The sequence below is a fragment of the Pseudonocardia nantongensis genome (assembly GCF_046546495.1).
GTDB classification, from domain to species: domain Bacteria; phylum Actinomycetota; class Actinomycetes; order Mycobacteriales; family Pseudonocardiaceae; genus Pseudonocardia; species Pseudonocardia nantongensis.
Map to the genome: position 1 here is coordinate 12,596 of NZ_JBKGXT010000007.1, position 25,920 is coordinate 38,515.

Genomic DNA, 25,920 nt, shown 5'->3' on the forward strand with positions numbered 1-25,920 from the left:
TCCGCGCAGCATCACCGGGCGCCCGGCCCGGGCCGCTGATCGCTCCCGTGCGGGGCCGCGGTCCCGGCGTGCTCCGGGGCCCGGTCGGCGAGCCGGTGCTGGGCCCGTCCCCGGTCGGTCCGGATCCGGGCCGTCTCGGTGAGGACGGGCTCCGCGCGGTCGAGCACCCGCGGGCCGGCGATGCGGTGCCGGCCGGCCCCGGACCGCCGCGGCGTCGAGCGGCCGGCCAACACCGAGCGCATCCGCAGGGTGTGGCCGGGGTCGTCGGCCGGGCCGACCCGGTTGAGGACGACGGTGCGCTCCGGGTCGACCGCGGCCAGCCGCTCGGTCGTCCCCGCGGCGGACCCAGCCCGCGGAGCGGGCACCGGGGCGGGTACCGCGGGCACCGCGACGGTCTCGTCCGCGGCCCGGTCCGGGACGCGCGGGCCGGGAACCGGCAGCGCCGGAGGGTGTGCCGGCACCGCCGCCGGCTCGAGCACCGACCGGGCGGTGATGCCCCGCCAGCGGGTGCCGGCCGGCAGCCGCTCGCCCTTCATCACCAGCGACAGCGGATCCAGCCGGGTACCGGCGCCGACCACGGCGTCGTAGAGCACGATCGACCGATCACCGACGCTCGCGCCCTCGGCGACGGTCACCGTCGACATCTTCATGACCCGGTCCTCGAACAGGTGGGTCTGCAGCGACACGTCCCGCCCGACGACGGCGTCGTCCCCGATCTCGACCAGGTCGAACTCGGTCAGGTAGGTGGTCGACACGCAGGTGCGGCGGCCGATCCGGGCACCGAGCAGCCGCAGCAGCGGCGGCAGCAGCGGCGTCCCGGACAGCATGCTCAGCAGCCCGGGCACCGCGGCGGCCTCGAACAGCCCGGTGACGAACTCCGAGCGCCGCACGAAACGGCTCCACAACGGCTCGGTGCGCGTCCGGTAGGTGCCCACGACCAGCCACTTCACCGCCGCGACCAGCAGCACCAGCAGCAGCGCGGTGCCCAGAGCGAGCGCCGGTGCGGCGAGCACCACCGCCCCGGCCGGTGCGGCCCGCGCGACGTCGGACAGGCCCTGCAGGAACAGGTAGAGCGACACCGAGATCGCCGACGCGGGCAGCGTGGCGCGCAGGAACTCGATGCCCAGCCGCTCGGCGACCCGGGCCCGGGACGGCCGGAACGTCATCGACTCCGGGTGGTCGCCGGAGTCCTGCCGGATCGGCAGGTGCATCGCGGGCGACCCCAGCCAGGTCGTCTCGTTCGGCACCCCGGACGGCGGCGGCACGGTCGCGACCCCGATCAGCGACTCGTCACCCAGCGACGACCCGGCCGGGACGACGGCGGCGTTCCCGACGAACGCGCGGCGCCCGACCAGCGTCGGGCGGCGCACCATCCAGCCGTTGTGGAAGGTCGCGCTGCCGACGCTGGCCATGTCCGCGACGAAGCTGCCCTGCGAGATCGTCAGCATCTCCGGGTCGAGGTGCGAGGCGGTGGACACCTCCGCGCCGCGGCCGATCCGGGCGCCGAGCAGCCGCAGCCAGCCGACCGTGTAGAGCGTGGAGTACAGCGAGTTGGTGTGGGCCAGGCTCATCTCGAGCAGCTTGTCGCCGAACCACTTGCGCAGGCCCAGCGCGGAGCGGGCGGGGAACACGCCCGGTCCGGTGCGCGGCCGCACCGCCCACCGGCCGAGCGCGACCAGCACGCACACCGTCAGCACGAACACCGGCCCGACCGCGACCGCGACGGCCAGTGCCGGCCTCGGGCCGAACACCAGCAACGAGACCCACACCAGCAGGACCGCGGGGACCAGCGAGAGCAGCGAGACCAGCTCCAGCCCGACCACCCCGGCGGCCGCGGCCGCCAGCTGCGGGCGGGTCCAGGACGGTGCCGGACCGCGCTCGGCCAGCTCGGCGATCGCCGCGTCGACGGCGTCCGGCACCGCGGGCGAGCCGGCCCAGTGCTCGCGGGGTGGGATCACCTGGTCGGCGGCCACCGCGGACTGCTCGCCGAGCCCGGCGTCGGCGCCGATCACCGCGCCCGGCTCGACCACCGAGCTGGCGCCGACGTGCGCGCCCTCGCCGACCGCGATCGGCGCGACGGTGACCCACCCGTCCGCCGCGGTCCACGGCCGGAGCGCGGCGCCGTAGCCGACGGTCGCGCCGTCGCCGATCTGCAGCAGGGCGGGCAGCGTGAGCACCGAGGTGCCGACGTGGGTGCCGCGGCCGACCCGGGCGCCGAGCATCCGCAGGTAGCCGGCGGCGAGCGGGCCGCCGGAGAGCACCGGCAGCGGCGACATGGACAGCAGCAGGTCCGCCGCCCACAGCCGCAGGTGCACCCGCCCCCACATCGGGTACCGGCCCGGCCTGACCCGCGCGGTCAGCGCCCGCACCGCGAGCGGGGCGAGCAGCCAGCGCTGCAGCAGGAAGATCGCCGTCGCGCCGGCCGCGAGCTCGGCCAGCACGTCCGGGGCGACCCGGCCGCCGTGCCAGGCGTACACCCCGGCCACCGGCAGCGTCATGACCAGCATCAGCACGAACAGCGCCGCCGCCTGCGCGGACCCGGCCGCCGAGTAGCGGCGCCGGGAGTGCCGCAGCGGCTCGGGCCGCGGGGGCGGCGGGACCGAGCCGTCGCCGGTGCCCGCATCCGGGTCCAGCGCGCCGGCCAGCCCGCGCACGGTCGGGTTGTCGTAGAGGTCGCGGACCGCCGGGGAGCGGCCCACGCCGCGCTCGCGCAGCAGGGTGACCACCCGGGCCGCGAGCAGCGAGTGCCCGCCGAGTTCGTCGAAGAAGTCGGCCTCGACCGAGACCTGCCCGGGGCCCAGCGACAGCGCCTCCGCCAGCACCGCGCGCACCCGGGTCTCCAGCTCGGTGCCGGGCTCCACCAGCGGTCCCGCCGCCACCACGATCCGCGGCCCGGACGGGGCGGGCAGCTTCGGCCGGTCCACCTTGCCGCTGGGCATCATCGGCAGCCGGTCGAGCACCTCGAGGTAACCGGGAACCATGTACTCGGGCAGCCGGGTGCGCAGCAGCTCGTGCAGCCCGGCGCTGTCCACCGCGCCCGCGGGCCCGGCGGCACCCGCCGTGCCCGCGGGCACGACGAAGATGGCCAGCTCCTCGCCGGTGCCGTCGTCCGGCTTCGACAGCGCGACGACCGCGCTCTCCACGTCGGGGAGCTCCAGCGCGACGGTCTCGATCTCTCCCAGGTCGACCCGGTGGCCGCGGATCTTGACCTCGTCGTCGGCGCGGCCCAGGTAGACGATCTCCCCGCGCTCGTCGATCCGGCCGAGGTCGCCGGTGCGGTAGAGCCGCCCGTCGCCGTTCGGCGGGGCCGCGGGGTGCCGGACGAACCGGTCGGCGGTCTTCTCCGGCAGGTTGACGTAGCCGACGGCGACGCCCGGGCCGCCGATGCAGATCTCGCCGACCTCGCCGCGCGGGACCTCGCGCAGCGCGTCGTCCAGGATCGTGACCGAGTAGGTCGGCACCGGGACGCCGATGGTTACCGGGCGGCCCGGGTGCAGCTCGCCCCAGGTGGCGGTCACCGTGGCCTCGGTCGGGCCGTAGGTGTTGAGCATCCGCCTGCCCGGCCGCGCCCAGCGCTCCACCAGCCCGGCCGGGCAGGCCTCGCCGCCGACCAGCAGGGTGCGCAGTGCGGGCAGCTCGCGCGGGATCGTGGCGAGCAGGGTCGGCACGCAGCAGAACACCGTGACGCCGGTGTCGGCGAGGAAGTCACCCAGCTCGGCGCCGATCCGCCGCGAGTCGGTCGGGCCGACGACCAGCGTGGCGCCGGCCGCGAAGGTCGGCCAGATCTCCTCGATCGAGAAGTCGAACGAGATCGTCATGCCCTGGTAGACGCGGTCGGTCGGGCGGACGTCGTACACCCGGGTGATCACGTCCACGAAGTTGCAGATGCTCGGGTGCGCGACCGCGACGCCCTTCGGCCGGCCGCTGGAGCCCGAGGTGTAGATGATGTAGGCGAGCGGGTCAGGGCCATCCGTAGCAGGGCGGCCGTCCGGGCCGGGCCCGGGAGGCAGCGGCGGCAGCGGATGCCGGGGCAGCGCGACGACCTCGTCGACGCACCGGTCCAGCTGCACCAGCCCGGCCGGCGCCAGGCCCTCGGCCAGATCCGAGGTGGTGACCAGCAGGTCCAGCCCGGCGTCGTCACGGATGTAGGTGATCCGCTCCGGCGGCGCGGCCGGGTCGATCGGCACGAACGCGGCGCCGGTCTTGAGCACCGCGAGCAGCGCGGCGTAGGTGCGCCAGGTGCGGTGCAGCAGGATGCCGACCCGCCGGCCCGGGCCGGACCCGCGGTCCTGCAGGTACCGGGCCAGCTGGGTGGCCCGGGCGTCCAGCTCGGCGTAGGTCAGCTCGAGGGCACCGTCCTGCAGCGCGACCGCGTCCGGCCGGCGGGCCACGGTCGCCTCGAAGAACCGGTGCAACCGGTCCGGGTGCCGCGGGGGCGGCGCGCCGGGCGGGGACCGGCGCACGCCGGCGGCGCCCGCACGGGGCGGGGACATCGTCACGTGCTGTCACTCTCCTCGTAACGGCGCCGGGCCGACCGGAGGTGGGAGCTGCGGGGAGCGGTTCCGGTCACGACGCCGTGGTGCGCCCGGTGGTTCGAACCGGGTGCCCGATCGTGTTACGAGCAGATGCATGCGATAGGGTATCGTTATCACGCAGTGTGGCCGAAGCCACCGACCGGGCAGCCGGCTCGGGCAAGGGCGTACGCCGGACGGCGCAGCCGAGTCGGCAGCGTCGGAGGGAGGTCGGGGCGGGCGCGCGCTCAGCCGGTCGGCGGAACCGTCCGCAGCGTCCGCTGCAGGAAGTCGACCTGGGTGGTGACGGAGCGTTCATAGGCGTCGCCGCTGTAGAGGTCGAAGTGCCCGCACTCCAGCTCCAGCACCTCCGACCCGGCGCCGGCCCGCGCGGCGACCGCCCGGACCGAGGCCGGCGGCGCGATCGCGTCCCGGGCCGCGACGACGACCAGGATCGGTGCGCGCAGCCGGGGCGCCGCGGCGACCGGGCGGTTGCGCGGGATCCGCAGCACGCCGCGGGCCCGCATCTCGTTGCGGAACGACGGGCCCGCGATCGCGGCGTAGCCGTCCACGGCGTCCGGGCTGGTGATCGCCGCGACGCTGCCGGGCGGCCCGACGACCGGGATCCGGTGCGGCGCCCGGCCGGCGACCGACCCGGCGAGGTCGCGCAGCGCGTGCCCGGTCAGCCTGAGCAGCCGCCCGGCACCGGCGTAGCGGGCGATCTCCCGCAACGCCGCGAACCCGTCCATCGCCGCGCCCTGCGCGATCACCGCCGCGACCTGGCCGTCGGCGGCCGCGACCGGGACCACGTGCCCGCCGGAGTAGGAGCTGCCCCAGAGCACGATCCGGTCCCGGTCGACGCCGGGCAGCGTGCGGGCGTGCGCGATCGCCGCGTGGTAGTCGGCCCGGTGCCGGCGGTGGTGCACGTCCTGGGCCAGCGCGGGGTCCTCGGTGCCCTCACTCGCGCCGTAGCCGCGGTAGTCGAGCACCAGCACGTCCACGCCGGCGTCGGCGAACCGGCCGGCGAACGGCAGCAGCCCGGAGTCGCGGGTGGCGCCGAACCCGTGGCCCATCACCACGCACGGCCGGCCGCGCTCCCCGGTCAGCGTGTCCGAGGCCGCCGGCAGGTGCCAGGCCGCGCAGCGCGTCCCGTGGCTGGTGAACGACGTCTCGGCGGGGGTGGCGGGCATCGGCGCTCCCGGGGTAATCGCTGATCACGGTGCGGGTCGGGTGGAGCGCCATCCTGGCGCACGGGCACCCGGGCCAGACACGGGGTGCGGTGGTGGGTGCGCGGGCGGCGCCGGCGATGGGACGGTGACGCGGCGGGTCGGCGACGCGGCCACCCGGAAGGGGGGAGTCGACGATGGCAACCTATGACGTCGGGGACCGTGCGGCGATCGTCACCGGGGCCGGGTCCGGCATCGGTGCCGCGATCGCCCGGCTGCTCGCCGCGAACGGGGCCGCGGTGCTGGTCCACGACCTGCAGGAGGAAGCGGCCCGGCAGGTGACGCACGGGATCCGCGACGCGGGCGGGACGGCCGAGGCCTTCGTCGGGGATGCCGCCGACCCCGGCGACGCGCGCGTCGCCGTCGCCGCCGCGGAACGGCTGGGGCCGCTGCGGGTCGCGGTGAACAACGCCGGCATCGGCGGCGGGGACCGCGAGCCGGTCGGCGAGCACGCCGAGGAGGCCTGGCGCGCGGTGATCGAGGTGAACCTGTCCGGGGTGTTCCACGGGATGCAGGCGCAGATCCCGGCGATCACCGGGCACGGTGGGGGAGCGGTCGTGAACATGGCGTCGGTGCTGGGCTCGGTCGGCTTCGCCGGCTCGGCGGGGTACGTCGCGGCCAAGCACGGCGTCGTCGGGCTGACCCGGACCGCGGCCCTGGAGCACTCGGCGTCCGGTGTGCGGGTCAACGCCGTCGGGCCGGGATTCATCGAGACCCCGCTGCTGGCCGCGAACCTCGACGACGAGGCGCGGGCCGGCCTGGCCGGGCTGCACCCGAGCGGGCGGCTCGGCCGGCCGGACGAGGTGGCCCACCTGGTAGCGTTCCTGGCCTCGGACGCCGCGTCGTTCGTCACCGGCAGCTATCACCTCGTCGACGGGGGCTACGCGGCCCAGTGATCCCGGCCACCGGTGATCTCAGGTGCCGGTCGGGCCGAACTGCTCGATCCGGATCCGGCTGTCCGGGACGCCGGCCGCGGCCAGCAGGTCCGCGGCGGCGCCGGCGAAGGCGGCGGAGCCGCACACGTACGCCGTCTGCCCGTCGCGCACCAGCGGGGCGACGTCGTCGGGGGTCAGCCGGCCTGCCGGTCGCCGCGCACCGTCCGGGGCCCGCCGGGTGAAGGCGGGCCGGACCTCGGGACCGCACAGCTCGTCGCCGAAGAACAGGTCGTCCGGGGTGCGCACCGACACCAGCATCCGGACCAGGTCCGGCCGGCCGAGCGCGCGGGCGTGCCGGAGCATCGCGGCCAGCGGGACCTGCCCGGACCCGCCGCCGACCAGCAGCGCGGGCCCGGAACCGTCCCAGGCGAACCAGCCACCGACCGGGCCGCGCAGCTCCAGCACGTCCCCGGGAACCACGACGTCGTGCAGGAACTCCGAGACCTCGGCGTCGTCCAGCCGCTCGACGGTCAGGTCGATCTCCGCGGTGCCGTCCGGCGCCGAGGCCACCGAGTAGGACCGCTGGGCGGTGTAGCCGTCCTCGGCGGTCAGCCTCAGCACGTAGTACTGGCCGGGCAGGTGCTCCGAGACCTGCTCGCACCGCAACCGGAACGTCTTCACCCGCGGTGCCTCGTCGCGGATCTCCAGGACGCTCGCGGCCTGCCAGCGCAGCGTCCGGCGGGAGGTGGTCGTCGGCACGCCTCAGTCGCCCTGGAACCGCTGCTCGGCCCACGGGTCGCCGCGGTCGTGGTAGCCGTTGCGCTCCCAGAACCCGGGTTCGTCCTCGGCGGTCAGCCGCAGGCCCGCCACCCACTTCACGCTCTTCCAGAAGTAGAGGTGCGGCACCAGCAGCCGGGCCGGGCCGCCGTGCTCGCGGGTCAGCGGCGCGTTCTGCGCCTCGAACGCCAGCCAGGCATTCCCGCCGGTGACGTCGGCCAGCGGCAGGTCGGTGGTGTAGCCGGAGTGCGAGTGCGCGACGACGTAACGGGCCTGCGGGAGCGGCCCGGCCGCCGCCAGCAGCGTGTCCAGCGAGACCCCGCTCCAGCGCATTCCGAACTTGGTCCAGGTGGTGACGCAGTGGATGTCACCGTCCCACCGCTCCCGGGGCAGGGCGGTGATCTCGTCCCAGGTCCACTCGGCCTCGTGCTCGACCAGGCCCTCGATCAGGAACGTCCAGCGGGCGATGTCCAGGTTCGGTGCGCGCTCGGCGGTGAGCACCGGCCACTGGTCGCCGACGTCGTACTGGCCGGGAGGCAGGCGCGGGTCGCGACGGCGGCGACCGACGAAGCCACGGGTCACGGGGGACATGTCTCGATCAGCGCCGCACGCCGCCGGTCTGTTCCCCGGCCGCGCTCACCCGCAGCCGCGCTGGGCCCCGGCGACCTCGTTGCGGCGGATCTTGCCGGACGGCGTGCGCGGTAGCGCCCCGGTGAACACCACCGACTTCGGGACCTTGTACGAGGCCAGCCGCCCGCGCAGGAACTCCCGCAGCTCCTCCGGGTCGACCAGGACACCGTCGGCGGGGACGACCACCGCCCGCCCGACCTCGCCCCAGCGCTCGTCCGGCATCCCGATCACGGCGCACTCGGCCACGCCCGGGAAGTCGTGGACGGCGCTCTCCACCTCGGCCGGGTAGACGTTCTCGCCGCCGGAGATGAACATGTCCTTGATCCGGTCGACGATCCGGACGTAGCCGTCGTCGTCCACGGTGGCGACGTCGCCGGACCGGAACCAGCCGTCGTCGAGCACCTCCGCGGTCGCGTCCGGGCGGTTCCAGTAGCCGCGCATCACGTGCGGGGACCGGACCAGGACCTCACCGCGCCCGCCCGGCGGGACCGGCTCGCCGTCCGGGCCGGCCACGACGACGTCGGTGAAGAAGTGCGGGACCCCGGCCGAGCCGGCCTTGGACCGGGCGTGCTCGGCGTCGAGCAGCAGGACGCCGGGGGAGGCCTCGGTCATGCCGTAGCCCTGCAGGAACACCAGCCCGCGCTCCAGCCAGGTGCGGATCGTCGCGTCCGGGACCGGCGCGCCACCGCACAGCAGGGTGCGCAGCGAGGTCAGGTCGGCCCCGGCGAACCCGGGGCGCGCGGCGACGGCGTCGTAGGTGGCGGGCACGCCGAACATGACCGTGATCCGCTCCTCGGTGACCCGGCGCAGCACGGTGTCCGGGTCGAACGCCGAGCACAGGTGCAGCGCCCCGCCGCGCAGCAGCACCGGCAGCGACACCATCCCGAGCGCGGCCGAGTGGAACAGCGGGGTGTAGACCAACGCCCGCTCGTCGGCCCGCAGGTCGACGTCGAGCAGCACGTCGACCGCGTTCCAGGTCAGGTGCCCGTGCTCGAGCACCGCGCCCTTCGGGCGCCCGGTGGTGCCGGAGGTGTAGAGCAGGACCGCCGGGTCGTCCAGGGTCACCGGCACGTCCGGCGGCCCCGCCGGGCCCGGGTCGGCGGACAGCTCGGCCGGGCGCACCGTCCGCGGACCGGTCAGGGCCGTGCTGCCAGCGGTGGCGGTGGCGTCGGTGACCAGGACGACCGCGCCCGAGTCGTCGAGCAGGAACTGCAGCTCCGGCGTCGCGAGCCGGGTGTTGAGCGGCACGAACACCGCCCCCAGCGACGCGACCGCGAACAGCGTCTCCAGGAACGCCGGTTCGTTCGGGCCCAGGTACGCCACCCGGTCCCCGCGCCGCACCCCGAGCCCGCGCAGCCCGGCCGCGACCCGGTCGGCACGGGCGGCGGCCTCGGCGTAGGTGACCGCGACGCCGTCGTCGCCGGACCAGGCCGGGTGCCCGCCGCGGGTGCGGGACCGCCGGTGCAGCCAGGACCCCAGGCCGTCGTCACGCAGCGCCCGCACCGGTCAGACCCGCCCGGCGGTGCCCGGGCCGGCGGCCTCGGGAGTGTCGGTGTCGGGGGCGTCGGCCTCGGGAGGGTCGGGGAGATCCGCCCCGTCCCGCACGACGCGCAGCACCGCGCCGTGTGCGGTACCGAGCCGGTCCCGGAACTCGGCCAGCTCCGGGCCGTCCATCGTCTGTTCGACCAGCTTCTCCAGCCGGGCGACCTCCGGGGCGCAGGCTCGCATCAGGTTCCGTCCCTCCTCGGTGAGCTGGACCAGCATCACCCGCCGGTCCACGGTGTCCCGCTCCCGGCGCAGCAGTCCCGCCCGCTCCATCGCCTGCACCTGCTCGTGCATCGTCTGGGGCGTCACGAACGAGCGCCGGGCGAGCTGGGCCGAGGTCAGCCCGTCGCGCGCGGCCAGCGCGGTGAGCGCGGTGTACTGCGGCGCGCTCAGGCCGTGCGGGCGCAGCAGGTCGTCGAGGACCGACCGCACGGCCAGCTCCAGCTGCTTGACCAGGTACAACGTGGACGGGATGGCGGACACCCGGTCAGCCTAGGCAACCGGTGCCGGTGACCGCGTGCCGCCGCGCGGGTCACGTGCACACCGCCGTCCGGGGAGCGCAGGGCGCCGGTCCGGGTACGCCCGCGCCGCCGGTCGGGTCCGTCGGGTGTGTCACACGCCGTGCGCGCCTCGCCACAGGCGCTGCCCGCCCGGGCACCCTCTCACTAGACTCCGCTGCACTTCGGCGATGCAGGACGGCGTGCCGGGCGGGGCGACGGAGCCCGCCTGCAGGCCGGTGAGGAGACGAGAGCGCATGACGGACGACTCCGACGGCCCGGTGGAGCCGGACGAGCTGGTGCTCGCCGGTGGGTTCGACCCGGTGACCCGGGAGCAGTGGCTCGAGGCCGCGGACGGTGTGGCGCGCAGATCCGGCCGGATCTCCGAGGACGCCGGGCTGGGCGCGGGCGTCGAGACGCTCACCCGCACCAGCGCGGACGGGATCCGGGTGGCCCCGCTCTACGCCGCCGAGGACGTCACCGACCTGCCGGAGACCGGTGTGCCCGGGTCCTGGCCGTTCACCCGCGGGGCGAACCCGGCCGGGCACGTGACCGAGGGCTGGGACGTCCGGCAGCGGCACGCCGGCACCGACCCCGCCGCGGTCCGCGAGGCGCTGCTCGCCGACCTGGAGTCCGGGGTCAACTCGATCTGGTTGCGGGTCGGCGCGGGCGGCGTCCCGGTCGCGGACCTGGCCCGCGCGCTGGAAGGCATGCACCTCGACCTCGCCGGGGTCGCCCTGGACGCCGGCGCCGACGCCGTCGAGGCCGCCGGTGCCTACCTGGACCTGGCACAGCGGTTCGGCGTCGAGGACGCCGAGCTGCTCGGCAGCCTCGGCCTCGACCCGGTCGGGCTGCGCGCCCGTGCCGGGTCCGGACCGGAGGTGGACTCCGTGGTGGCGACCGCGCGGCGGGTGGCCGGCTCGTTCGGCAAGGTCACCGCGATCACGGTGGACGGCACCGCGATCCGCGAGGCCGGTGGCTCGGACGCCCAGGAGCTGGGCTTCTCGCTCGCCTCCGGGGTCGCCTACCTGCGGACGCTGACCGGCGCCGGGCTGGACATCGACACCACCGCCCGGCTGCTGGAGTTCCGCTATGCCGCCACCCCCGACCAGTTCCCGACGATCGCGAAGCTCCGCGCGGCCCGCCGGCTGTGGGCCCGGGTGCTGGAGGCCAGCGGGACGACCGAGGTCCCGCAGCGCCAGCACGCCGTCGTCAGCGAGGCGTTGTTCTCCCGCCGCGACCCGTGGGTGAACATGCTGCGCGGCACCGTGGCCGGGTTCGCGGCCGGCGTCGGCGGGGCGGACGCGGTCACCGTGCCGCCGTTCGACGCGGCGCTCGGCATCGCCGAGCCGTTCTCCCGCCGGATCGCCCGCAACACCCAGGGCCTGCTGATCGAGGAGTCGCACTTGGCCCAGGTGATCGACCCGGCGGGCGGGTCCTGGTACGTCGAGCACCTCACCGAGGACCTCGCCGAGGCCGCCTGGGCGTTCTTCCAGGAGGTCGAGGGCGCCGGCGGCGTCCTCGCGGCCCTGGACTCCGGGCTCGTCGCCGGGAAGGTGGCGGAGGTCCGGGCCGAGCGGGAGTCCGACGTGGCCCGCCGCAAGGCCCCCCTGACCGGGGTCTCCGAGTTCGCAGACCTGGAGGAGAAGCCGGTCGAACGGATCCCGCTGCCGGAGCCGCTCGAGCGGGAGGGACTGCCGCTCTACCGCCCGGCCGCCGCCTACGAGGAGCGCCGGGACACCGCCGACCGGATGCTCGCGAGCACCGGTCACCGGCCGCAGGTGTTCCTGGCCACGCTGGGATCGCTCGCGACCTACACCGCGCGCGTCGGGTTCACCCGCAACCTGCTCGGGGCCGGCGGGATCGACGCCGTCGAGGCCGGCCCCACCAAGACCGTGCAGGAGGTGGTCGACGCCTTCGGCGGTTCCGGGACGCCGGTCGCCGTGCTGTGCTCGTCGGACGCGCTCTACGACGAGCGGGCCGCGGAGACCGCGGCCGCGCTGCGGGCGGCGGGGGCGACCCGGATCCTGCTGGCGGGCAGGCCCAAGGAGCAGGTGCCCGGGGTGGACGGGTACCTCTATTCCGGGTGCGACGCCCTGGCCGTCATCGACGACGTCTACGCCTCGTTGGAGGGGTCGAAGTGACTCAGATTCCCGACTTCACCGGTGTCCCGCTGCGCTCGGGCACCACCCCGTCCGCCGAGTGGACCGGGTCCGCGCCCACCTGGGAGGCGCCCGAGGGGATCGGCGTCAAGCCGCTCTACACGGCGGCCGACCGGGACGGGCTGGACTTCCTGGGCACCTACCCGGGCATCACGCCGTACCTGCGCGGGCCGTACGCGACGATGTACACCAACCAGCCGTGGACGGTCCGGCAGTACGCCGGGTTCTCCACCGCGGCCGAGTCGAACGCGTTCTACCGGCGCAACCTGGCCGCCGGGCAGAAGGGCCTGTCGATCGCCTTCGACCTGGCCACCCACCGCGGCTACGACTCCGACCACCCGCGGGTCGCCGGTGACGTCGGCATGGCCGGCGTCGCGATCGACTCGATCCTGGACATGCGCCAGCTGTTCGACGGCATCCCGCTGGACAAGATGTCGGTGTCGATGACGATGAACGGCGCCGTGCTCCCGGTGCTCGCCCTCTACATCGTCGCGGCCGAGGAACAGGGGGTGAGCCCCGAGAAGCTGACCGGAACCATTCAGAACGACATTCTGAAGGAGTTCATGGTCCGCAACACCTACATCTACCCGCCGCAGCCCTCGATGCAGATCATCTCCGACATCTTCGGCTTCACCAGCGCGAAGATGCCGAAGTTCAACTCGATCTCGATCTCCGGCTACCACATCCAGGAGGCCGGGGCGACCAACGACCTCGAGCTCGCCTACACCCTCGCCGACGGCGTGGAGTACCTGCGGGCCGGGGTGGACGCCGGGCTGGACATCGACACGTTCGCGCCCCGGCTGAGCTTCTTCTGGGCGATCGGCATGAACTTCTTCATGGAGGTCGCCAAGATGCGGGCCGCGCGCCTGCTCTGGTCGAAGCTGGTGCACCGGTTCGATCCGAAGAACGCGAAGTCGCTGTCGCTGCGGACGCACTCGCAGACCTCGGGCTGGTCGCTGACCGCCCAGGACGTCTACAACAACGTGGTCCGCACCTGCGTCGAGGCGATGGCCGCGACCCAGGGGCACACCCAGTCGCTGCACACCAACGCGCTCGACGAGGCGCTCGCGCTGCCGACCGACTTCTCCGCGCGGATCGCCCGCAACACCCAGCTGTTGCTGCAGCAGGAGTCCGGCACCACCAACGTGGTCGACCCGTGGGGCGGGTCCTACTACGTCGAGAAGCTCACCTACGACCTCGCCCGCCGGGCCTGGGCGCACATCGACGAGGTGGAGAAGGCCGGCGGCATGGCCGAGGCGATCGACGCCGGCATCCCGAAGATGCGCGTCGAGGAGGCCGCGGCCCGCACACAGGCGCGGATCGACTCCGGCCGCCAGCCGGTGTTCGGCCTCAACAAGTACGTCGTCGAGGCCGACGAGCAGATCGAGGTCCTCAAGGTCGACAACGCCCAGGTGCGCCGCGAGCAGCTGGAGAAGCTGCAGAAGCTGCGCGCCGAGCGGGACGACCGGGCCGTCGACTCCTCGCTGCGTGCGCTGACCGGGGCGGCCGAGAAGATCGCCGAGGGCTCGAAGCGCGGCGACGACGAGAACCTGCTGGGCCTGGCCGTGGACGCGGCCCGCAACATGGCCTCGGTCGGGGAGATCTCGGACGCGCTGGAGAAGGTCTTCGGGCGGCACTCCGGTCAGGTGCGCATCATCTCCGGTGTGTACTCCGACGAAGCAGGGCAGAGCCCGGCGATCGAGCGCGCCCGCGAGCTGGTGGGCGAGTTCGCCGAGCACGAGGGACGCCAGCCCCGGATCCTGGTCGCCAAGATGGGCCAGGACGGCCACGACCGCGGCCAGAAGGTGATCGCCACGGCGTTCGCCGACATCGGTTTCGACGTCGACGTGGGCCCGCTGTTCCAGACCCCGGAGGAGGTCGCGCGCCAGGCCGTGGAGTCCGACGTGCACGTCGTCGGGGCGAGCTCGCTGGCCGCCGGCCACCTCTCGCTGGTCCCGGAGCTGCGCTCAGAGCTGGCGAAGGCCGGCCGCGAGGACATCATGGTCGTGGTCGGCGGCGTGATCCCGCCTGCCGACGTCCCGGCCCTGCTGGACATGGGCGCCGCCTCGGTGTTCCCGCCCGGCACGGTGATCGCCGAGGCCGCCGTGGATCTGCTCGGGAAGCTGTCCGCGGTGCTCGGGCACTCCGAGCCCGGAGCCGGGTCCGGGTCCGGGGAGCCGGGAGGGAGCGTGTACGCCGACTGATGGTGTCGCGCATCCCCGACCCGGCCGCGCTCGCCCGGGGTGTGCTCGACGGTGACCGCACCCTGCTCGCCCGGGCGATCACGCTCGTCGAGTCCACCCGGCCCGACCACCAGAAGGCCGCCCAGGAGCTGCTGCTGGAGCTGACCCCGAAGGCGGGCAGCGCCGTCCGGGTCGGAATCTCCGGGGTGCCGGGCGTCGGCAAGTCGTCGTTCATCGAGGCGATGGGCGGCCGGCTCACCGGCGCCGGGCACCGGGTGGCGGTGCTCGCCGTCGACCCGTCGTCCACCCGCACCCGGGGCTCGATCCTGGGCGACAAGACCCGGATGCCGCAGCTGTCCAACGACCCGGACGCCTTCGTGCGGCCCTCGCCGACCGCCGGGACGCTGGGCGGGGTCGCCCGGCGCACCCGGGAGACGATGGTCGTGATGGAGGCCGCCGGCTACGACGTCGTGCTGGTCGAGACCGTCGGCGTCGGCCAGTCCGAGATCACCGTCGCCGGGATGGTGGACACCTTCCTGTTCCTCACGATCGCCCGCACCGGCGACTCGCTGCAGGGGATCAAGAAGGGGATCCTGGAGCTCGCGGACGTCGTCGCGGTCAACAAGGCGGACGGCAACCACGAGCGCGACGCCCGGGCCGCGGCCCGCGAGCTCGCCGGGGCGCTGCACATGATGACGCCGACGTCGGAGAACTGGCGGACCCCCGTGCTGTCCTGCTCCGCGCACACCGGCAAGGGGCTGGACGAGGTCTGGGACCAGGTCACCGCGCACCGGGTGGCGCTGGAGGAGGCAGGCGAGCTGGCCACCCGCCGCGCCGACCAGCAGGTCGAGTGGATGTGGCAGATGGTCCGCGACCGCTTGATGGACCGGGTGCGCCAGGACCCGGACCTGAAGGAGAAGCTGCCCGGGCTCACCGCCGATGTCCGCCAGGGCGAGCTGACGCCCACCCTGGCGGCGCAGACGATCCTGGACGCGCTGGGATAGCCGGGTGTCCGGCCGGGCCGGCCGGAGACGGCGCCGCCAGGCGGTTCCTGGGGTCAGAACGGTGGCGGGTCGTCGTCGAGCGGCCCCTGCGGCGGCGCCGGTGGGGCGGGTGGTGGCTCGTCGGTCCCGCTGGGCGGTGGCCGACAGAGGATGGGCTGTTCGTCGACCCCGGTCGGGGGGACCGGATCGTTCCGCGCGTCCCGAGTCCAGAGGGCGTCGGGTTCGGGAGTGGGAACGGGAAGGTCGGGGTGGAGGAACTCCCCGCGGGCCGGATAGTGGCCGCCGAGAGGACTGTGCCAGATCGCGGCGTCGTCGTCGCGGGTGACCGTCCAGCCCGCCCGGTGCTTGACGGCGTGGTCGTAGTGGCAGACGGGCCCGAGGTTCGATCGTGTCGTCGGCCCACGGCTGGCCTTGTCGCGGGCGTGGTCCTGCGCGGAGGCGCGGGCGGGGCGACGGCAGACGCCGGCGAACGTGCAGGTGCGGTCGCGGATCTCGGTGTGCCGGCGCAACCCGGCGCCGGGGAATCGGTCGCCCGGTCGTGCGTCGAGATCGTGGAGGTGGCGGTCGCGGCGGGCGTGCTGGGCCGCGATGTCGGCGACGACGGCGCTCCAGCGTCCGCCCCGGGCCGGGTCGGCGGCGAGGTCGCGGAGCAGGGCCTCGGGGAGCTGGAGTTCGACGATCCCGCCGACCGGGCCGGAGCGCGAGGTGCCGTGCGGGCGGCGGCGGATCAGTCCTTCGCTGAGCAGCTGACCGGCCGAACCGATGACGGCGAAGCGCCACCGGGCGCGGGGCTGCGTAGCGACCTGGGACCGTGCGACGGATGCGAGGACGGGGCCGAGCCCGGGTATCTCGCCCGGGTGGTCGTCGAGACCGAGCAGGGTCGACAACCCGACCCGGATCTCGATTCCCTGGCGCTGGTCCCGGCGGGCACCGGCGGCAGGAGCCGGGGGCGCGGTATCAGGCGCGCTGTCGGGCGCGGCGGTGGAGGTATCGCCGTCGGGTGAGTCGCCGCCGGGCGAGCTGCGTTCGGTCGTGTCGGTGTCGGGCGAGCCGTTGTCGGGATCGCCGGCCGGGGAGCTGCCCCGCGGACGGTTGTCCGGCGGGTCGTCGGACGGACCGCCTCCGGGGCCGCTGTCGGGTGGATTGCCGTCGGGCCTGTCGTCGGGCCCGGTGTCGTCGGGCCCGGTGTCGTCAGGTGTGTTGCCGTCGGTACCGGCGGGGTTCCGGTCCTCAGGCCGTGGGTCGGCGAGTAGCGCGGCGATCATCTCGTCGCGGGTCAGGTGGTGGAACCGGCCGTCGAGCAGCCGCAGGTACACCTCGCTGCGGATCTGGCCGATCCGGCCGGGGTGGCCGGCGCGGCGGGCCGCCTCGGCGAGGTCCTCGATGCGCCGGCACGCGGCCTCGGCCTCGTCCGGCGGCAAGCCCCTCGCGGAGATCGTCGCCGTGCCGTCCGGGGCCAGGTAGGCGGTGACGGTGCGCTCGCGGACCCCCTTGCGGTACCAGCGGGCGGCGGCGTCGGGATCGACCGCGATGACCATGCGTCGCAGCAGCGCCGCCAGCTGCCCGGTCGTCAGGCCCGGTGCCCGGGGGACGGCCGTGGCACAGACGGCGTCGATCTGGTCGGCGCTGAGCCCGAAGAGGTACTGCTCGAAGATCCGGACCCGGGGGCGGTCGAGGTCCCCGGCCAGCCAGGCGGCGAACACGACGGGCAGCTCGCCGTGCACGAACTCGGCCATGGCGTGCTCGGCCTCTGCGGCCGAACGCGTCCAGCGCAGGGCGGCCCGGGACTCGTGCTCGGCGTACCGGTCCGGGCCGGCGGTCCGCGCGACCGCGCCCGGGCCCGGGATGCCGTCGCAGCGGGCCACCTCGACCATCGCCGCGGCGAACCGAGCCTGCTCGTGACAGAGCTGGCGGTAGTGCGCCCGCAGGACGTCGAGCATCCGGTCGTTCGGGACCGCGGCCAGGGGCACGGCGTGCAGCGCGGCGGCCAGCTCGGCGCCGGCGGGCATCGCCGCCAGCTCCTCGGGTACCTCCGCTGCCTCCATGATTCGAACATACCGTCGACCCCCGACAGTTTCCGTGACGACGGCGGCTCCTGACATCGAGCCCGCCGCAGACACGGGGTGGGCCGCGCGCCGCCGCGCGCTCGATGGCGATGTCGGCTTGCGCCTCGCGCGTGACCGCCGGCGTGCAGCAGGGATGAGCCCAGGTCACCGCGCCCGCCACACGGGCGCCCGCTTCTCGACGAACGCGGCCACTCCCTCGGCCCGGTCCTCACTGGTGTAGGGGTCGGGCCCCACAGACAGCCGGAGAGCCGACGCCAGCGGCAGCTCACCGCCTCGTCCGATCGCCGCCTTGTACCGGCGCACGGTCAGCGGCGCGTTCCCGGCGATCCGCCGGGCCAGCGCGCCGGCATGCGCGGCCAGCTCCTCACCGGGCACGACGCGGTTGACCAGCCCCCAGCGGTGTGCTTCGGCGGCGTCGATGTCGTCACCGGTGTAGAGGAGCTCGTAGGCGATCCCGCGGGGCACGATCCGGGCGAGCAGGTGCGTCCCGAAGTTCGCTCCCATTCCGCGCTTGGCCTCCGGCAGCCCGATCCGGGCGTGGTCGGCGGCGAGGCGGACGTCGCAGGCCAGCGCCAGCTCGCAGCCCCCGCCCAACGCCCATCCGTTGAGTGCGGCGACCGTCGGTTTGCCGCACTCCAGGACGGTCTCGAACACGTTGCGGGACAGCCCGGCCATCGGTCGCAGCCCGCTCGACGCCCCGCTGTCGTGCTCGCGGACCTCCTTGAGGTCGATGCCCGCGCTGAACGCCTTCGAGCCGGCGCCGGTGAGCACGACCGCCCAGACGTCGTCGTCGGTGTCGAAGCCGTCGAAGGCGCGCACCAGATCCGCCTGCAGGCCGCTGGACAGGGCGTTGAGCCGCTCCGGGCGGTCCAGGGTGACGGTGGCGACGCGGTCGCGCACCTGCACGACGAGCCCGTTCCCGGTGCGGTCGGTCATGCCACGGCCCCCCGGGCGATCGTCGGCCACAGCGCGTCCGCCCCGTCGGCGGCCAGCGACGCTCCGAGCCGGGTGCTCCATTCCCGCTCCCCGCCGTACTCCTCGCGCCAGGACCACAGACGGCGGGTGAGCCTGCCCAGCTCGTACTCGCGGGTCATGCCCATCGCCCCTGTGGCCTGGTGCGCGAGGGCGGCGACCGTCCCGGCCGCCTCGGAGGCGACCGACTTCGCGGCCGCGACGTCGAACGCCGAGGGCGTGCGGTCGTCCCCGGCCCCGGCGTTGGCCGCGCAGACCCGCGCGGCCACCCGCACCGCCTCGGTCTGCTCGGCCAGGCGAACCAGATGCGCGGCGACGGCCTGGAAGCGCGCGACCGGGCGGCCGAACTGGTGCCGGTCGTTGGTGTAGGCCACGGTCAGTTCCAGGATCCGGCCGCACGCCCCGGCGATCAGCGCGACCCGGGAGAGCGCACCGCGCCGCCGCAGCGCGTCGGGGCCGTCGGGGGCCGCCGCGATCTCGTCGACGGCAACCCCGTCCAGGTGCACGGTGTCGCGCGGCTCGCCGGCGAGGTTCACCCCGGGTTCGATGCCCGCCCGCGCGGGATCGACGGCGACCACCGCGACCCCGTCGGGGCCCTCGGCGAGCAACACCACCCGCGCGGCGACCCGGGCCCACGGGACCCGGGCGACCCGGCCGTCGGCCACCCACCCGTTCGCCGCGCGGCGCAGCGTCACCGGCCCTGCGGCCGTCGTCACCGGGCCGTCGGGGACCGCCAGCCCGGCCGCGTCCAGCAGCCACCCGCCGAGCAGGCCGGTCTCGGCCACCGGCAGGGGCGCCGCGAACCGGCCGACCTGCTCCAGCACCGCGCACGCCTCGGCCACCGAGCCGCCGACCGCGGGCCCACCGGCCCGCTCCGGGACCGAGACCCACGGGAAGCCGCCGGCGGCCACGGCGTCCCACAGCCCGGCTGCCCACCCGGTCTCCTCGGCGCCGTCGACGACCTCCGGCGTGCAGCGGTCCCGCAGCACCTCGCCGACGGCCTCGCCGACCAGATCCAGATCGCTTCCCGCTGAGCGTCCCGGGGAGTTCGCCCCGGCGCTCACCGCCGGGCCCCCGCATACCCGGCGGACAGCCCCTTGGCCGCGATGCCGCGCAGCACCTCGGTCGTGCCGCCCCGCAGCGTGAACGACGGCGCGGTGCGCACCGCCTCGGCCAGCAGCCGTTCGAACAGCCCGGACGCGTCCGGGTCGATCTCCTGACCGGCGACGTGCCGCAGCATCTCCACCACCTCCTGCTCGTAGACCGTCCCGATGTCCTTGACCAGCGCGGCCTCCACCGCGGGTGCCGCGCCCCGCTCCAGCGACCGGGCGACGGCGAGGGAGAGCTGCCGGATCGTCCAGAGCTTTGCCGACGCCCGCCCGACCGCTGCGCGCCGCGCGTCGTCGAACCCGTCCGCGAACTCCCGCACGAACGCGCTGAGCAGCCCGAACGCCGACAGGTAGCGGTCCGGCCCGGACCGCTCGTAGGCCAGCTCGGAGGTGACCTGGTGCCAGCCCGAGCCGACATCGCCGAGCACCATGTCGTCGGGCACGAACACGTCGGAGAACACCACCTCGTTGAAGTGGTGGCCGCCGTCCAGGAAGCGGATCGGGGACACGGTGAGCCCTGGCGCCTGCAGGTCGACGATCAGCTGGGACAGCCCGCCGTGCCGGTCCTCCGACGGCGAGGTGCGGCAGAGCACGACGAAGAAGTGGTTCAGGTGCGCCGCACTGGTCCAGATCTTGGTGCCGTTCAGGACCCAGCCGCCGTCGACCTTCGTGGCTGCGGTGCGCACGGACGCCAGGTCCGAGCCCGCGTCCGGTTCGCTCATGCCCAGCGAGAACCAGCACTCGCCGGCGGCGATCCGCGGCAGGAACCAGCGGCGCTGCTCCTCGGTGCCGAACGCGAGCAGCGTCGGCGCGGTCTGCCGCTCGGCCACCCAGTGCGCGACGATCGGTGCGCCCGCGGCGAGCAGCTCCTCGACCACCACGAACCGCTCGACCGGGGTCGCACCCCGGCCGCCGTACTCGCGGGGGACGGTCATCCCGACCCAACCCCGGGCGGCGAGGGTGCGGGAGAACTCCGGGTCGTGCCCGCCACCCAGGCCCAGGCCGGCCGGAAGTCCGGTGGGAGCTCGGCGACCAGGAACTCCCGTACCTCGCGCCGGAGGCGCTCCTCCTCCGGACTCAGCACGGTCGGGGTGAAGATCATGCGGTGCTCCTCCGGTCGGTCGAGTCCGGTGCCGGCGCGGCCACGGCGGTACCGGAGCGCACCAGGCGGACGATCTCGTCGGGGCTGACGCCGAGCTCGTCGAGCACGGCGGTGGTGTGCGCGGCGAACGCGGGCGAGGGCCGGGTGGGGTCGGACGGGGTGTCGCCGAACCGGATCGGGGTGCCCAGCCCGCGGTAACGCCCGATCGCCGGGTGCTCGACGTCGGCGACCAGGCCCTCGGCCTCCACGTGCGGGTCGGACAGCACCTCGTCCAGGGCCCGGACTTCGCCGCACGGGATCTCCGCGGCGCGCAGCTCGGCGACCCACTCGGCGCTGGTGCGGGTGGCGAACAGCTCGGTCAGTCGTGCCCGGGTGGTGTCCGGGTCGGTACGCAGCACCTCGACCGGCAGCCCGGCGATCGCGGCCAGCCGTTCCTGGGTGGGCGGGCTGCCGGCACCGACGGAGACGGCGCCGTCCGCGGTGCCGAACACCCGGTAGTGCCCGATCAGGGTGAGCTTGTCGCTCTGGTGCGCGGCCCGGGCCGCGTTGATCCGGTCCCGGTCCGCGCCCTCGCGGCGCAGCCGCGGCAGCTCGTCGGCGACGAACCCCTCCCGCCACCCGTCGACGGACTCGACGTGCGAGAACTGGTTGTTCTGCACGGTCAGCGCGGCGCCGAGCAGCGACACGTCGACCTGCTGGCCGCGCCCGGTGCGGTCCCGGGCCACCAGGGCCATCGACACCCCGGCAAGCAGCAGCAACGACGACGCGTAGTCGGCGACCTGCACCTCGCTGTGCCGGGGGACGCCGTCGGACTCCGCGCCGAGCGCGGCCACCAGCCCGGAGTGCGCCTGCATCACCACGTCCATGCCGGGCAGCCCGGCGTCCGGCCCGACCGTGCCGTAGCCGGTGACCATCCCGTGCACCAGCCGCGGGTGGCGTGCCGACAGCGTGGCGAAGTCCAGCCCGCGGCGGGCGACCGCGGCCGGGCTCATGTTCACCAGCACCACGTCCGCCACCCCGGCGAGCCGGTCCACCAGTGCCGCCGCGTCCGGGTGCCCGAGGTCCAGCGCGACGGACTCCTTACCCCGGTTCTTGATCGCGAACTGGCGGCTCTCCCCGGGGGCGAGCTGCAGCGACCGGCGGTAGGAGTCCCCGCCCGGCGGCTCGACCTTGATCACCCGGGCACCGGCGTCGGCCATCAGCTGGCCGCAGAACGGCACGGAGACGAACTGCCCGAACTCGACGACGGTGATCCCGTCCAGCGCGCCGGTCACGGAGCCTCCACCGAAGCCGGCACGACGTCCGGCCCGCCGCTGCGGCCGACCCGGACACCGCCGGCGTCCAGCGGGCGCCCGGCCAGGACCGGCCCCGTGGTCTGCAGGTGGCAGGCCACCTCGCCACCGCCGTCCACCGGCGTCATGGCCGGTGGTACCTCCCGGCAGACGTCCATGGCGAACGGGCACCGGGTCACGAACGCGCAGCCCGCGGGCGGGTTCGCCGGGTCCGGCAGGTCACCGGAGAGCAGCATCCGCGTCCCCGTTCCGGCGCGGCGCGGGTGCGAGGCCGGGATCGCCGAGAGCAGAGCCTGCGTGTAGGGGTGCGCGGGGGAGTCGTAGACGCGGTCGGTCGGCCCGGTCTCCACCACGTTCCCGAGGTACATCACCGCCACCTCGTGCGCGATGTGCCGCACCACGGCCAGGTCGTGCGCGATGAACAGGTACGACAGCCCGAACCGGCTGCGCAGCTCCTCCAGGAGGTTGATCACCTGGTTCTGAGTGGACACGTCCAGCGCGGACACCGCCTCGTCGCAGACCACCAGGCTCGGGTTCAGCGCGACGGCGCGGGCGATCGCGACCCGCTGGCGCTGGCCACCGGAGAACTCGTGCGGGTAGCGGTCGGCGTGCCCACCGGGCAGCCCGACGACCTCGAGCAGCTCGCGCACGCGTACCTCGGCGTCCCGGCGGGACAGCCCCTCGTGCTCGCGCACCGGTTCGGCGATGCTGTCGCCGACCAGCGAGCTCGGGTCCAGCGACGAGTACGGGTCCTGGAACACCATCTGCATGTCCCGCCGTGCCGCGCGCAGCTCCCGCCCGCGTAGCCCGGTCAGCTCGCGCCCGCCGAGGCGCACCCGCCCGGCGTGCACCGGGACCAGGCGCAGCACCGCCCGCCCGAGCGTGGACTTGCCCGACCCGGACTCGCCGACCAGCCCGAGGGTGCGACCGCGTCCGATCGACAGGGTCACCCCGTTCACCGCGCGCAGCACCCGTCCGCGCCCGCGCAGGCCCGGCGAGCCGAACCTGACGTGCAGGTCCTCGAGCTCGAGCAGCGCGCCGGTCCCGGTGCCGGTGTCGGCGGTCATCCCGGTCGGTGCACTCATCGCGCGGCCTCCAGGGTCAGCTCGTCGTGGCGGATGCAGCGGGTCAGGTGGTCGGGCCGGGTTCGCACCAGCGGTGGTGGCACCTCGCAGCCGGCCAGCGCGTAGGAGCAGCGCGGCGCGAACCGGCAGCCCGGCGGCATCGCCCACGGCTCCGGCGTCCGCCCGGATATCGAGGACGGTCGCCGCTCGCGCGTCCCGAGCTGGGGCATCGCGGCCAGCAGGCCCTCGGTGTAGGGGTGGCGGGGGTGGTCGAACAGCTCGGTGACCCCGGCCTGCTCGACCACCTGCCCGGCGTACATCACGATCACCCGCTCGCAGACCTCGGCGACCACGCCCAGGTCGTGGGTCACCAGCAGCACGGACATCCCGAGCTCGGACTGCATGTCGGCGAGCAGCTCGAGGACCTGGGCCTGGATGGTCACGTCCAGCGCCGTCGTCGGCTCGTCCGCGATCAGGAGCCGGGGCTCGCAGCTCACCGCCATCGCGATCATGGCGCGCTGGCGCATCCCGCCGGAGAACTCGTGCGGGTAGTCGTCGACCCGCCTGCGGGGTTGCGGGATGCCGACCAGGCCCAGCACCTCGATCGCCCGCTCGCGGGCGGCGCGCCGGCTCCCGCCGCGGTGCAGCCGGACCGTCTCGGCGATCTGGTCACCGACCCGGAACGCCGGGTTGAGGCTGGTCATCGGCTCCTGGAAGATCATCGCAACGTCGTTGCCGCGGATCGAGCGCAGCTCCCGCTCGGAGAGCCCCAGCAGGTTCCGGCCCGCCAGCTCGATGCGGCCACCGCCCACCCGGCCCACCCCGCGCGGCAGCAGACCGAGCACCGACAGCCCGGTCACGGTCTTCCCCGAGCCGGACTCGCCGACCAGCCCGACGATCTCCCGTGCACCCAGCCGGAACGACGTGCCGTCGACGACGGTGGCCCAGCCGTGGTCGGTAGCGAACTCGACCCGCAGCCCGTCCACCTCCAGCAGCGGTACGGCCGTGCCGGCGTCGGCGGTCGTGGTCGTGGACGCCTGCTCCTCCATCAGCTCGCCTTCCTGCTCTGCCTGCCGAGCGCGTCGCGCAGGCCGTCCCCGATCAGGTTGAACGCCAGCGTGGCCAGCGCGATCGCCACACCCGGCCAGAACACCAGCAGCGGCGCGTTGCGGATCTCCTTGAAACCGCTGCCGAGCATCACGCCCCAGCTGGCCGTGGGCGGGGTGACTCCGAGGCCGAGCAGGCTCAGCGCCGCCTCGGCCAGCAGCGCCGCGGCCAGCATCACCGAGACCTGGACCAGCACCGGGGACGCGACGTTGGGCAGCACCCGGCGCGGGATGATCCGCCGCGCCGGGGTCCCGATGCTGATCGACGCCTCGACGTAGGTCTCCGCCCGCACCGACAGCGTCGCCGCCCGGGTGACCCGGAACAGCCGCGGCGCGTAGACGAACCCGAGGGCGATCATGGCGTTCTGCAGCCCGGGCCCGGTCGCCGCGATGATCGCGATCGCGAGCACGATGGCCGGGAACGTCATCAGGACGTCACCGGCACGCCCGAGCAGCCAGTCGACCTTCCCGCCGACGTAACCGGCGAGCAGCCCCAGCGGCACCCCGATCGCGGTAGCGATGGCGACCGCGAACGCGGCGGCGAACAGCGAGACCCGCCCGGCGTGCAGGAGCCGGCTGAACGTGTCCCGGCCCAGCCCGTCGGTGCCCAGCCAGTGCGCCGGGGTGGACAGCGACAGCCGTCGCGGCACGTCGATCGCCTCCGGCGAGTACGGCGCGATGAGCGGCGCGGCCAGCGAGGCCAGCACGATCACGGCCAGGACGATCAGCGCGACGAACGCCGTCCGGTTGGCCCGGAAGCGTCGCCAGAACCCGGCCCGGGCCAGTGACCGTGGCGGCGCGGTGTCCGCGGCGGGCGGGGCGGTGGCCGTGGCGTTCTCGGAGGTGGTCATGACTGCCGGATCCTCGGGTTGAAGTAGCCGTAGGACAGGTCGATCAGCAGGTTGATCAGCAGCACCAGCGCCGCGACGGTCAGCAGCACCCCCTGCACCATCGGGACGTCCCGGGCGAACACCGAGCTGTAGGCCAGGTTGCCCAGCCCGGGCAGCGCGAACAGCTGCTCGATCACGACCGTGCCGCCGATCAGCCTGCTGGCCTCCAGGCCGAACGCGGTGACCACCGGGACCGCCGCGTTCTTCAGCGCGTGCTTGCCGACCACCCGCGACGGCGGCAGCCCCTTGGCGACCCCGGTGCGGACGTAGTCCTCGCCCAGCACGCCGGTCATGGCCGCCCGGGTCTGGCGGGCGATGACCGCTGCCGGGGCCAGCCCGAGCGCGCTCGCCGGCAGCACCAGGTGCAGGAACCACTGCCACGGGTTCTCCGAGAGCGGTATGTAGCCGACGGCCGGGAAGATCGAGACGTTGATGGCCAGCAGCAGCACCAGCAGCATCGCCACCCAGAAGTAGGGAACGGCGATGCCGAGGCTGGCCCCGAACGTGGCCAGCCGGTCCACCCACGTGCCCGGGCGCATCGCGGCCAGTACCCCGACCGAGACCCCGAGCAGCAGCGCCACCGCGAGGCTCAGCCCGGCCAGCGACAGCGTGGTGGGCAGGCGGGCGAGCACCGCGCCGGCCACGGACTGGCTGGAGAACAGCGACTCGCCGAGGTCACCCTGGCGGACACCGGTGAACCAGTTCCAGAACTGCACCAGGAACGGGTCGTCCAGGCCGAGCCGCTCCCGGACGGCCTGGATCTGCTCCGGGTCGGGGTTCTCCCCGGCCAGTGACACGGCCGGGTCGCCCGGCACGAGCACGATCAGGCTGAACACGCAGAAGCTGACGACCACGAGCATCGGGACGGCGACCGCCAGCCGCCGCAGCAGGAACGCGAACACGGGTACC

General features: G+C 74.8%; 20 protein-coding genes. 4 read left to right on the plus strand and 16 right to left on the minus strand.

Annotation, left to right across the window (positions count from 1 at the left end):
* Positions 1-11 precede the first annotated feature (11 nt).
* Positions 12-4,493 carry a Pls/PosA family non-ribosomal peptide synthetase gene (locus ACLFMI_RS09250; protein ID WP_410947540.1) on the minus strand — a complete coding sequence of 1,494 codons (4,482 nt, stop codon included), beginning with the start codon at positions 4,491-4,493 and terminating at the stop codon, positions 12-14.
* A 266-nt stretch (positions 4,494-4,759) separates the two neighbouring features.
* Entirely contained in the window at positions 4,760-5,701 is a 942-nt protein-coding gene (locus tag ACLFMI_RS09255; RefSeq protein WP_410947347.1) for an alpha/beta hydrolase, read from the minus strand.
* 173 nt (positions 5,702-5,874) lie between these two features.
* Here ACLFMI_RS09255 and ACLFMI_RS09260 point away from each other — a divergent pair, with 173 nt between their 5' ends.
* Positions 5,875-6,633, plus strand: a complete 759-nt coding sequence (locus ACLFMI_RS09260; RefSeq protein WP_410947348.1) for an SDR family NAD(P)-dependent oxidoreductase — start codon at positions 5,875-5,877, stop codon at positions 6,631-6,633.
* Positions 6,634-6,651: 18 nt separating this feature from the next.
* On the opposite strand, the gene ACLFMI_RS09265 is transcribed toward ACLFMI_RS09260, so the two are convergent.
* From ACLFMI_RS09265 to ACLFMI_RS09280, 4 genes are read right to left on the minus strand one after another with little or no spacing between them, the layout of a single operon-like run.
* Complete coding sequence (locus ACLFMI_RS09265; RefSeq protein WP_410947349.1) at positions 6,652-7,371, minus strand: FAD-binding oxidoreductase; 720 nt, start codon at positions 7,369-7,371, stop codon at positions 6,652-6,654.
* A 3-nt stretch (positions 7,372-7,374) separates the two neighbouring features.
* Complete coding sequence (locus tag ACLFMI_RS09270; RefSeq protein WP_410947350.1) at positions 7,375-7,980, minus strand: molybdopterin-dependent oxidoreductase; 606 nt, start codon at positions 7,978-7,980, stop codon at positions 7,375-7,377.
* A 45-nt stretch (positions 7,981-8,025) separates the two neighbouring features.
* Positions 8,026-9,522, minus strand: coding sequence for an acyl-CoA synthetase (locus ACLFMI_RS09275; protein WP_410947351.1), 1,497 nt, complete (start codon positions 9,520-9,522; stop codon positions 8,026-8,028).
* A gap of 3 nt (positions 9,523-9,525) precedes the next feature.
* Positions 9,526-10,047: a MarR family winged helix-turn-helix transcriptional regulator gene (locus ACLFMI_RS09280; RefSeq protein WP_410947352.1), complete on the minus strand. Its 522-nt coding sequence runs from the start codon at positions 10,045-10,047 to the stop codon at positions 9,526-9,528.
* 271 nt (positions 10,048-10,318) lie between these two features.
* On the opposite strand from ACLFMI_RS09280, the gene ACLFMI_RS09285 reads away from it, so the two are divergent.
* From ACLFMI_RS09285 to meaB, 3 genes are read left to right on the plus strand one after another with little or no spacing between them, the layout of a single operon-like run.
* On the plus strand, positions 10,319-12,205 hold the full coding sequence (locus ACLFMI_RS09285; RefSeq protein ID WP_410947353.1) for a methylmalonyl-CoA mutase family protein: 1,887 nt from the start codon (positions 10,319-10,321) through the stop codon (positions 12,203-12,205).
* A 29-nt stretch (positions 12,206-12,234) separates the two neighbouring features.
* The gene (scpA, locus tag ACLFMI_RS09290) at positions 12,235-14,427 is read left to right on the plus strand and encodes a methylmalonyl-CoA mutase (RefSeq protein ID WP_410947541.1); all 2,193 of its coding nucleotides are present in this window, start codon (positions 12,235-12,237) and stop codon (positions 14,425-14,427) included.
* Between the two features lie 2 nt (positions 14,428-14,429).
* Positions 14,430-15,410 (plus strand): methylmalonyl Co-A mutase-associated GTPase MeaB, encoded by a 981-nt coding sequence (meaB, locus tag ACLFMI_RS09295; RefSeq protein WP_410947542.1) that lies wholly within the window; start codon positions 14,430-14,432, stop codon positions 15,408-15,410.
* Between the two features lie 53 nt (positions 15,411-15,463).
* On the opposite strand, the gene ACLFMI_RS09300 is transcribed toward meaB, so the two are convergent.
* The 10 genes from ACLFMI_RS09300 to ACLFMI_RS09345 all read right to left on the minus strand — a co-directional run bounded on the left by ACLFMI_RS09300 (position 15,464) and on the right by ACLFMI_RS09345 (position 25,913).
* A complete protein-coding gene (locus tag ACLFMI_RS09300; RefSeq protein ID WP_410947354.1) occupies positions 15,464-17,455 on the minus strand; it encodes an HNH endonuclease signature motif containing protein in 1,992 nt (663 codons plus the stop codon).
* A 165-nt stretch (positions 17,456-17,620) separates the two neighbouring features.
* On the minus strand, positions 17,621-18,412 hold the full coding sequence (locus ACLFMI_RS09305; protein ID WP_410947355.1) for an enoyl-CoA hydratase/isomerase family protein: 792 nt from the start codon (positions 18,410-18,412) through the stop codon (positions 17,621-17,623).
* On the minus strand, positions 18,409-19,512 hold the full coding sequence (locus ACLFMI_RS09310; protein ID WP_410947356.1) for an acyl-CoA dehydrogenase family protein: 1,104 nt from the start codon (positions 19,510-19,512) through the stop codon (positions 18,409-18,411). The genes ACLFMI_RS09305 and ACLFMI_RS09310 overlap by 4 nt, the downstream gene beginning before the upstream one ends.
* The gene (locus ACLFMI_RS09315) at positions 19,509-20,492 is read right to left on the minus strand and encodes an acyl-CoA dehydrogenase family protein (protein WP_410947357.1); all 984 of its coding nucleotides are present in this window, start codon (positions 20,490-20,492) and stop codon (positions 19,509-19,511) included. Before ACLFMI_RS09315 ends, ACLFMI_RS09310 begins: the two co-directional genes overlap by 4 nt.
* On the minus strand, positions 20,489-20,659 hold the full coding sequence (locus ACLFMI_RS09320) for a hypothetical protein (RefSeq protein WP_410947358.1): 171 nt from the start codon (positions 20,657-20,659) through the stop codon (positions 20,489-20,491). Before ACLFMI_RS09320 ends, ACLFMI_RS09315 begins: the two co-directional genes overlap by 4 nt.
* Positions 20,656-21,933, minus strand: coding sequence for a CaiB/BaiF CoA transferase family protein (locus tag ACLFMI_RS09325; protein ID WP_410947359.1), 1,278 nt, complete (start codon positions 21,931-21,933; stop codon positions 20,656-20,658). Before ACLFMI_RS09325 ends, ACLFMI_RS09320 begins: the two co-directional genes overlap by 4 nt.
* On the minus strand, positions 21,930-23,036 hold the full coding sequence (locus tag ACLFMI_RS09330; protein WP_410947360.1) for an ABC transporter ATP-binding protein: 1,107 nt from the start codon (positions 23,034-23,036) through the stop codon (positions 21,930-21,932). The genes ACLFMI_RS09325 and ACLFMI_RS09330 overlap by 4 nt, the downstream gene beginning before the upstream one ends.
* Positions 23,033-24,064 (minus strand): ABC transporter ATP-binding protein, encoded by a 1,032-nt coding sequence (locus tag ACLFMI_RS09335; protein ID WP_410947361.1) that lies wholly within the window; start codon positions 24,062-24,064, stop codon positions 23,033-23,035. Before ACLFMI_RS09335 ends, ACLFMI_RS09330 begins: the two co-directional genes overlap by 4 nt.
* Positions 24,064-24,972 carry an ABC transporter permease gene (locus ACLFMI_RS09340; RefSeq protein WP_410947362.1) on the minus strand — a complete coding sequence of 303 codons (909 nt, stop codon included), beginning with the start codon at positions 24,970-24,972 and terminating at the stop codon, positions 24,064-24,066. Before ACLFMI_RS09340 ends, ACLFMI_RS09335 begins: the two co-directional genes overlap by 1 nt.
* Positions 24,969-25,913, minus strand: a complete 945-nt coding sequence (locus tag ACLFMI_RS09345) for an ABC transporter permease (RefSeq protein ID WP_410947363.1) — start codon at positions 25,911-25,913, stop codon at positions 24,969-24,971. Before ACLFMI_RS09345 ends, ACLFMI_RS09340 begins: the two co-directional genes overlap by 4 nt.
* Positions 25,914-25,920: the final 7 nt, after the last annotated feature.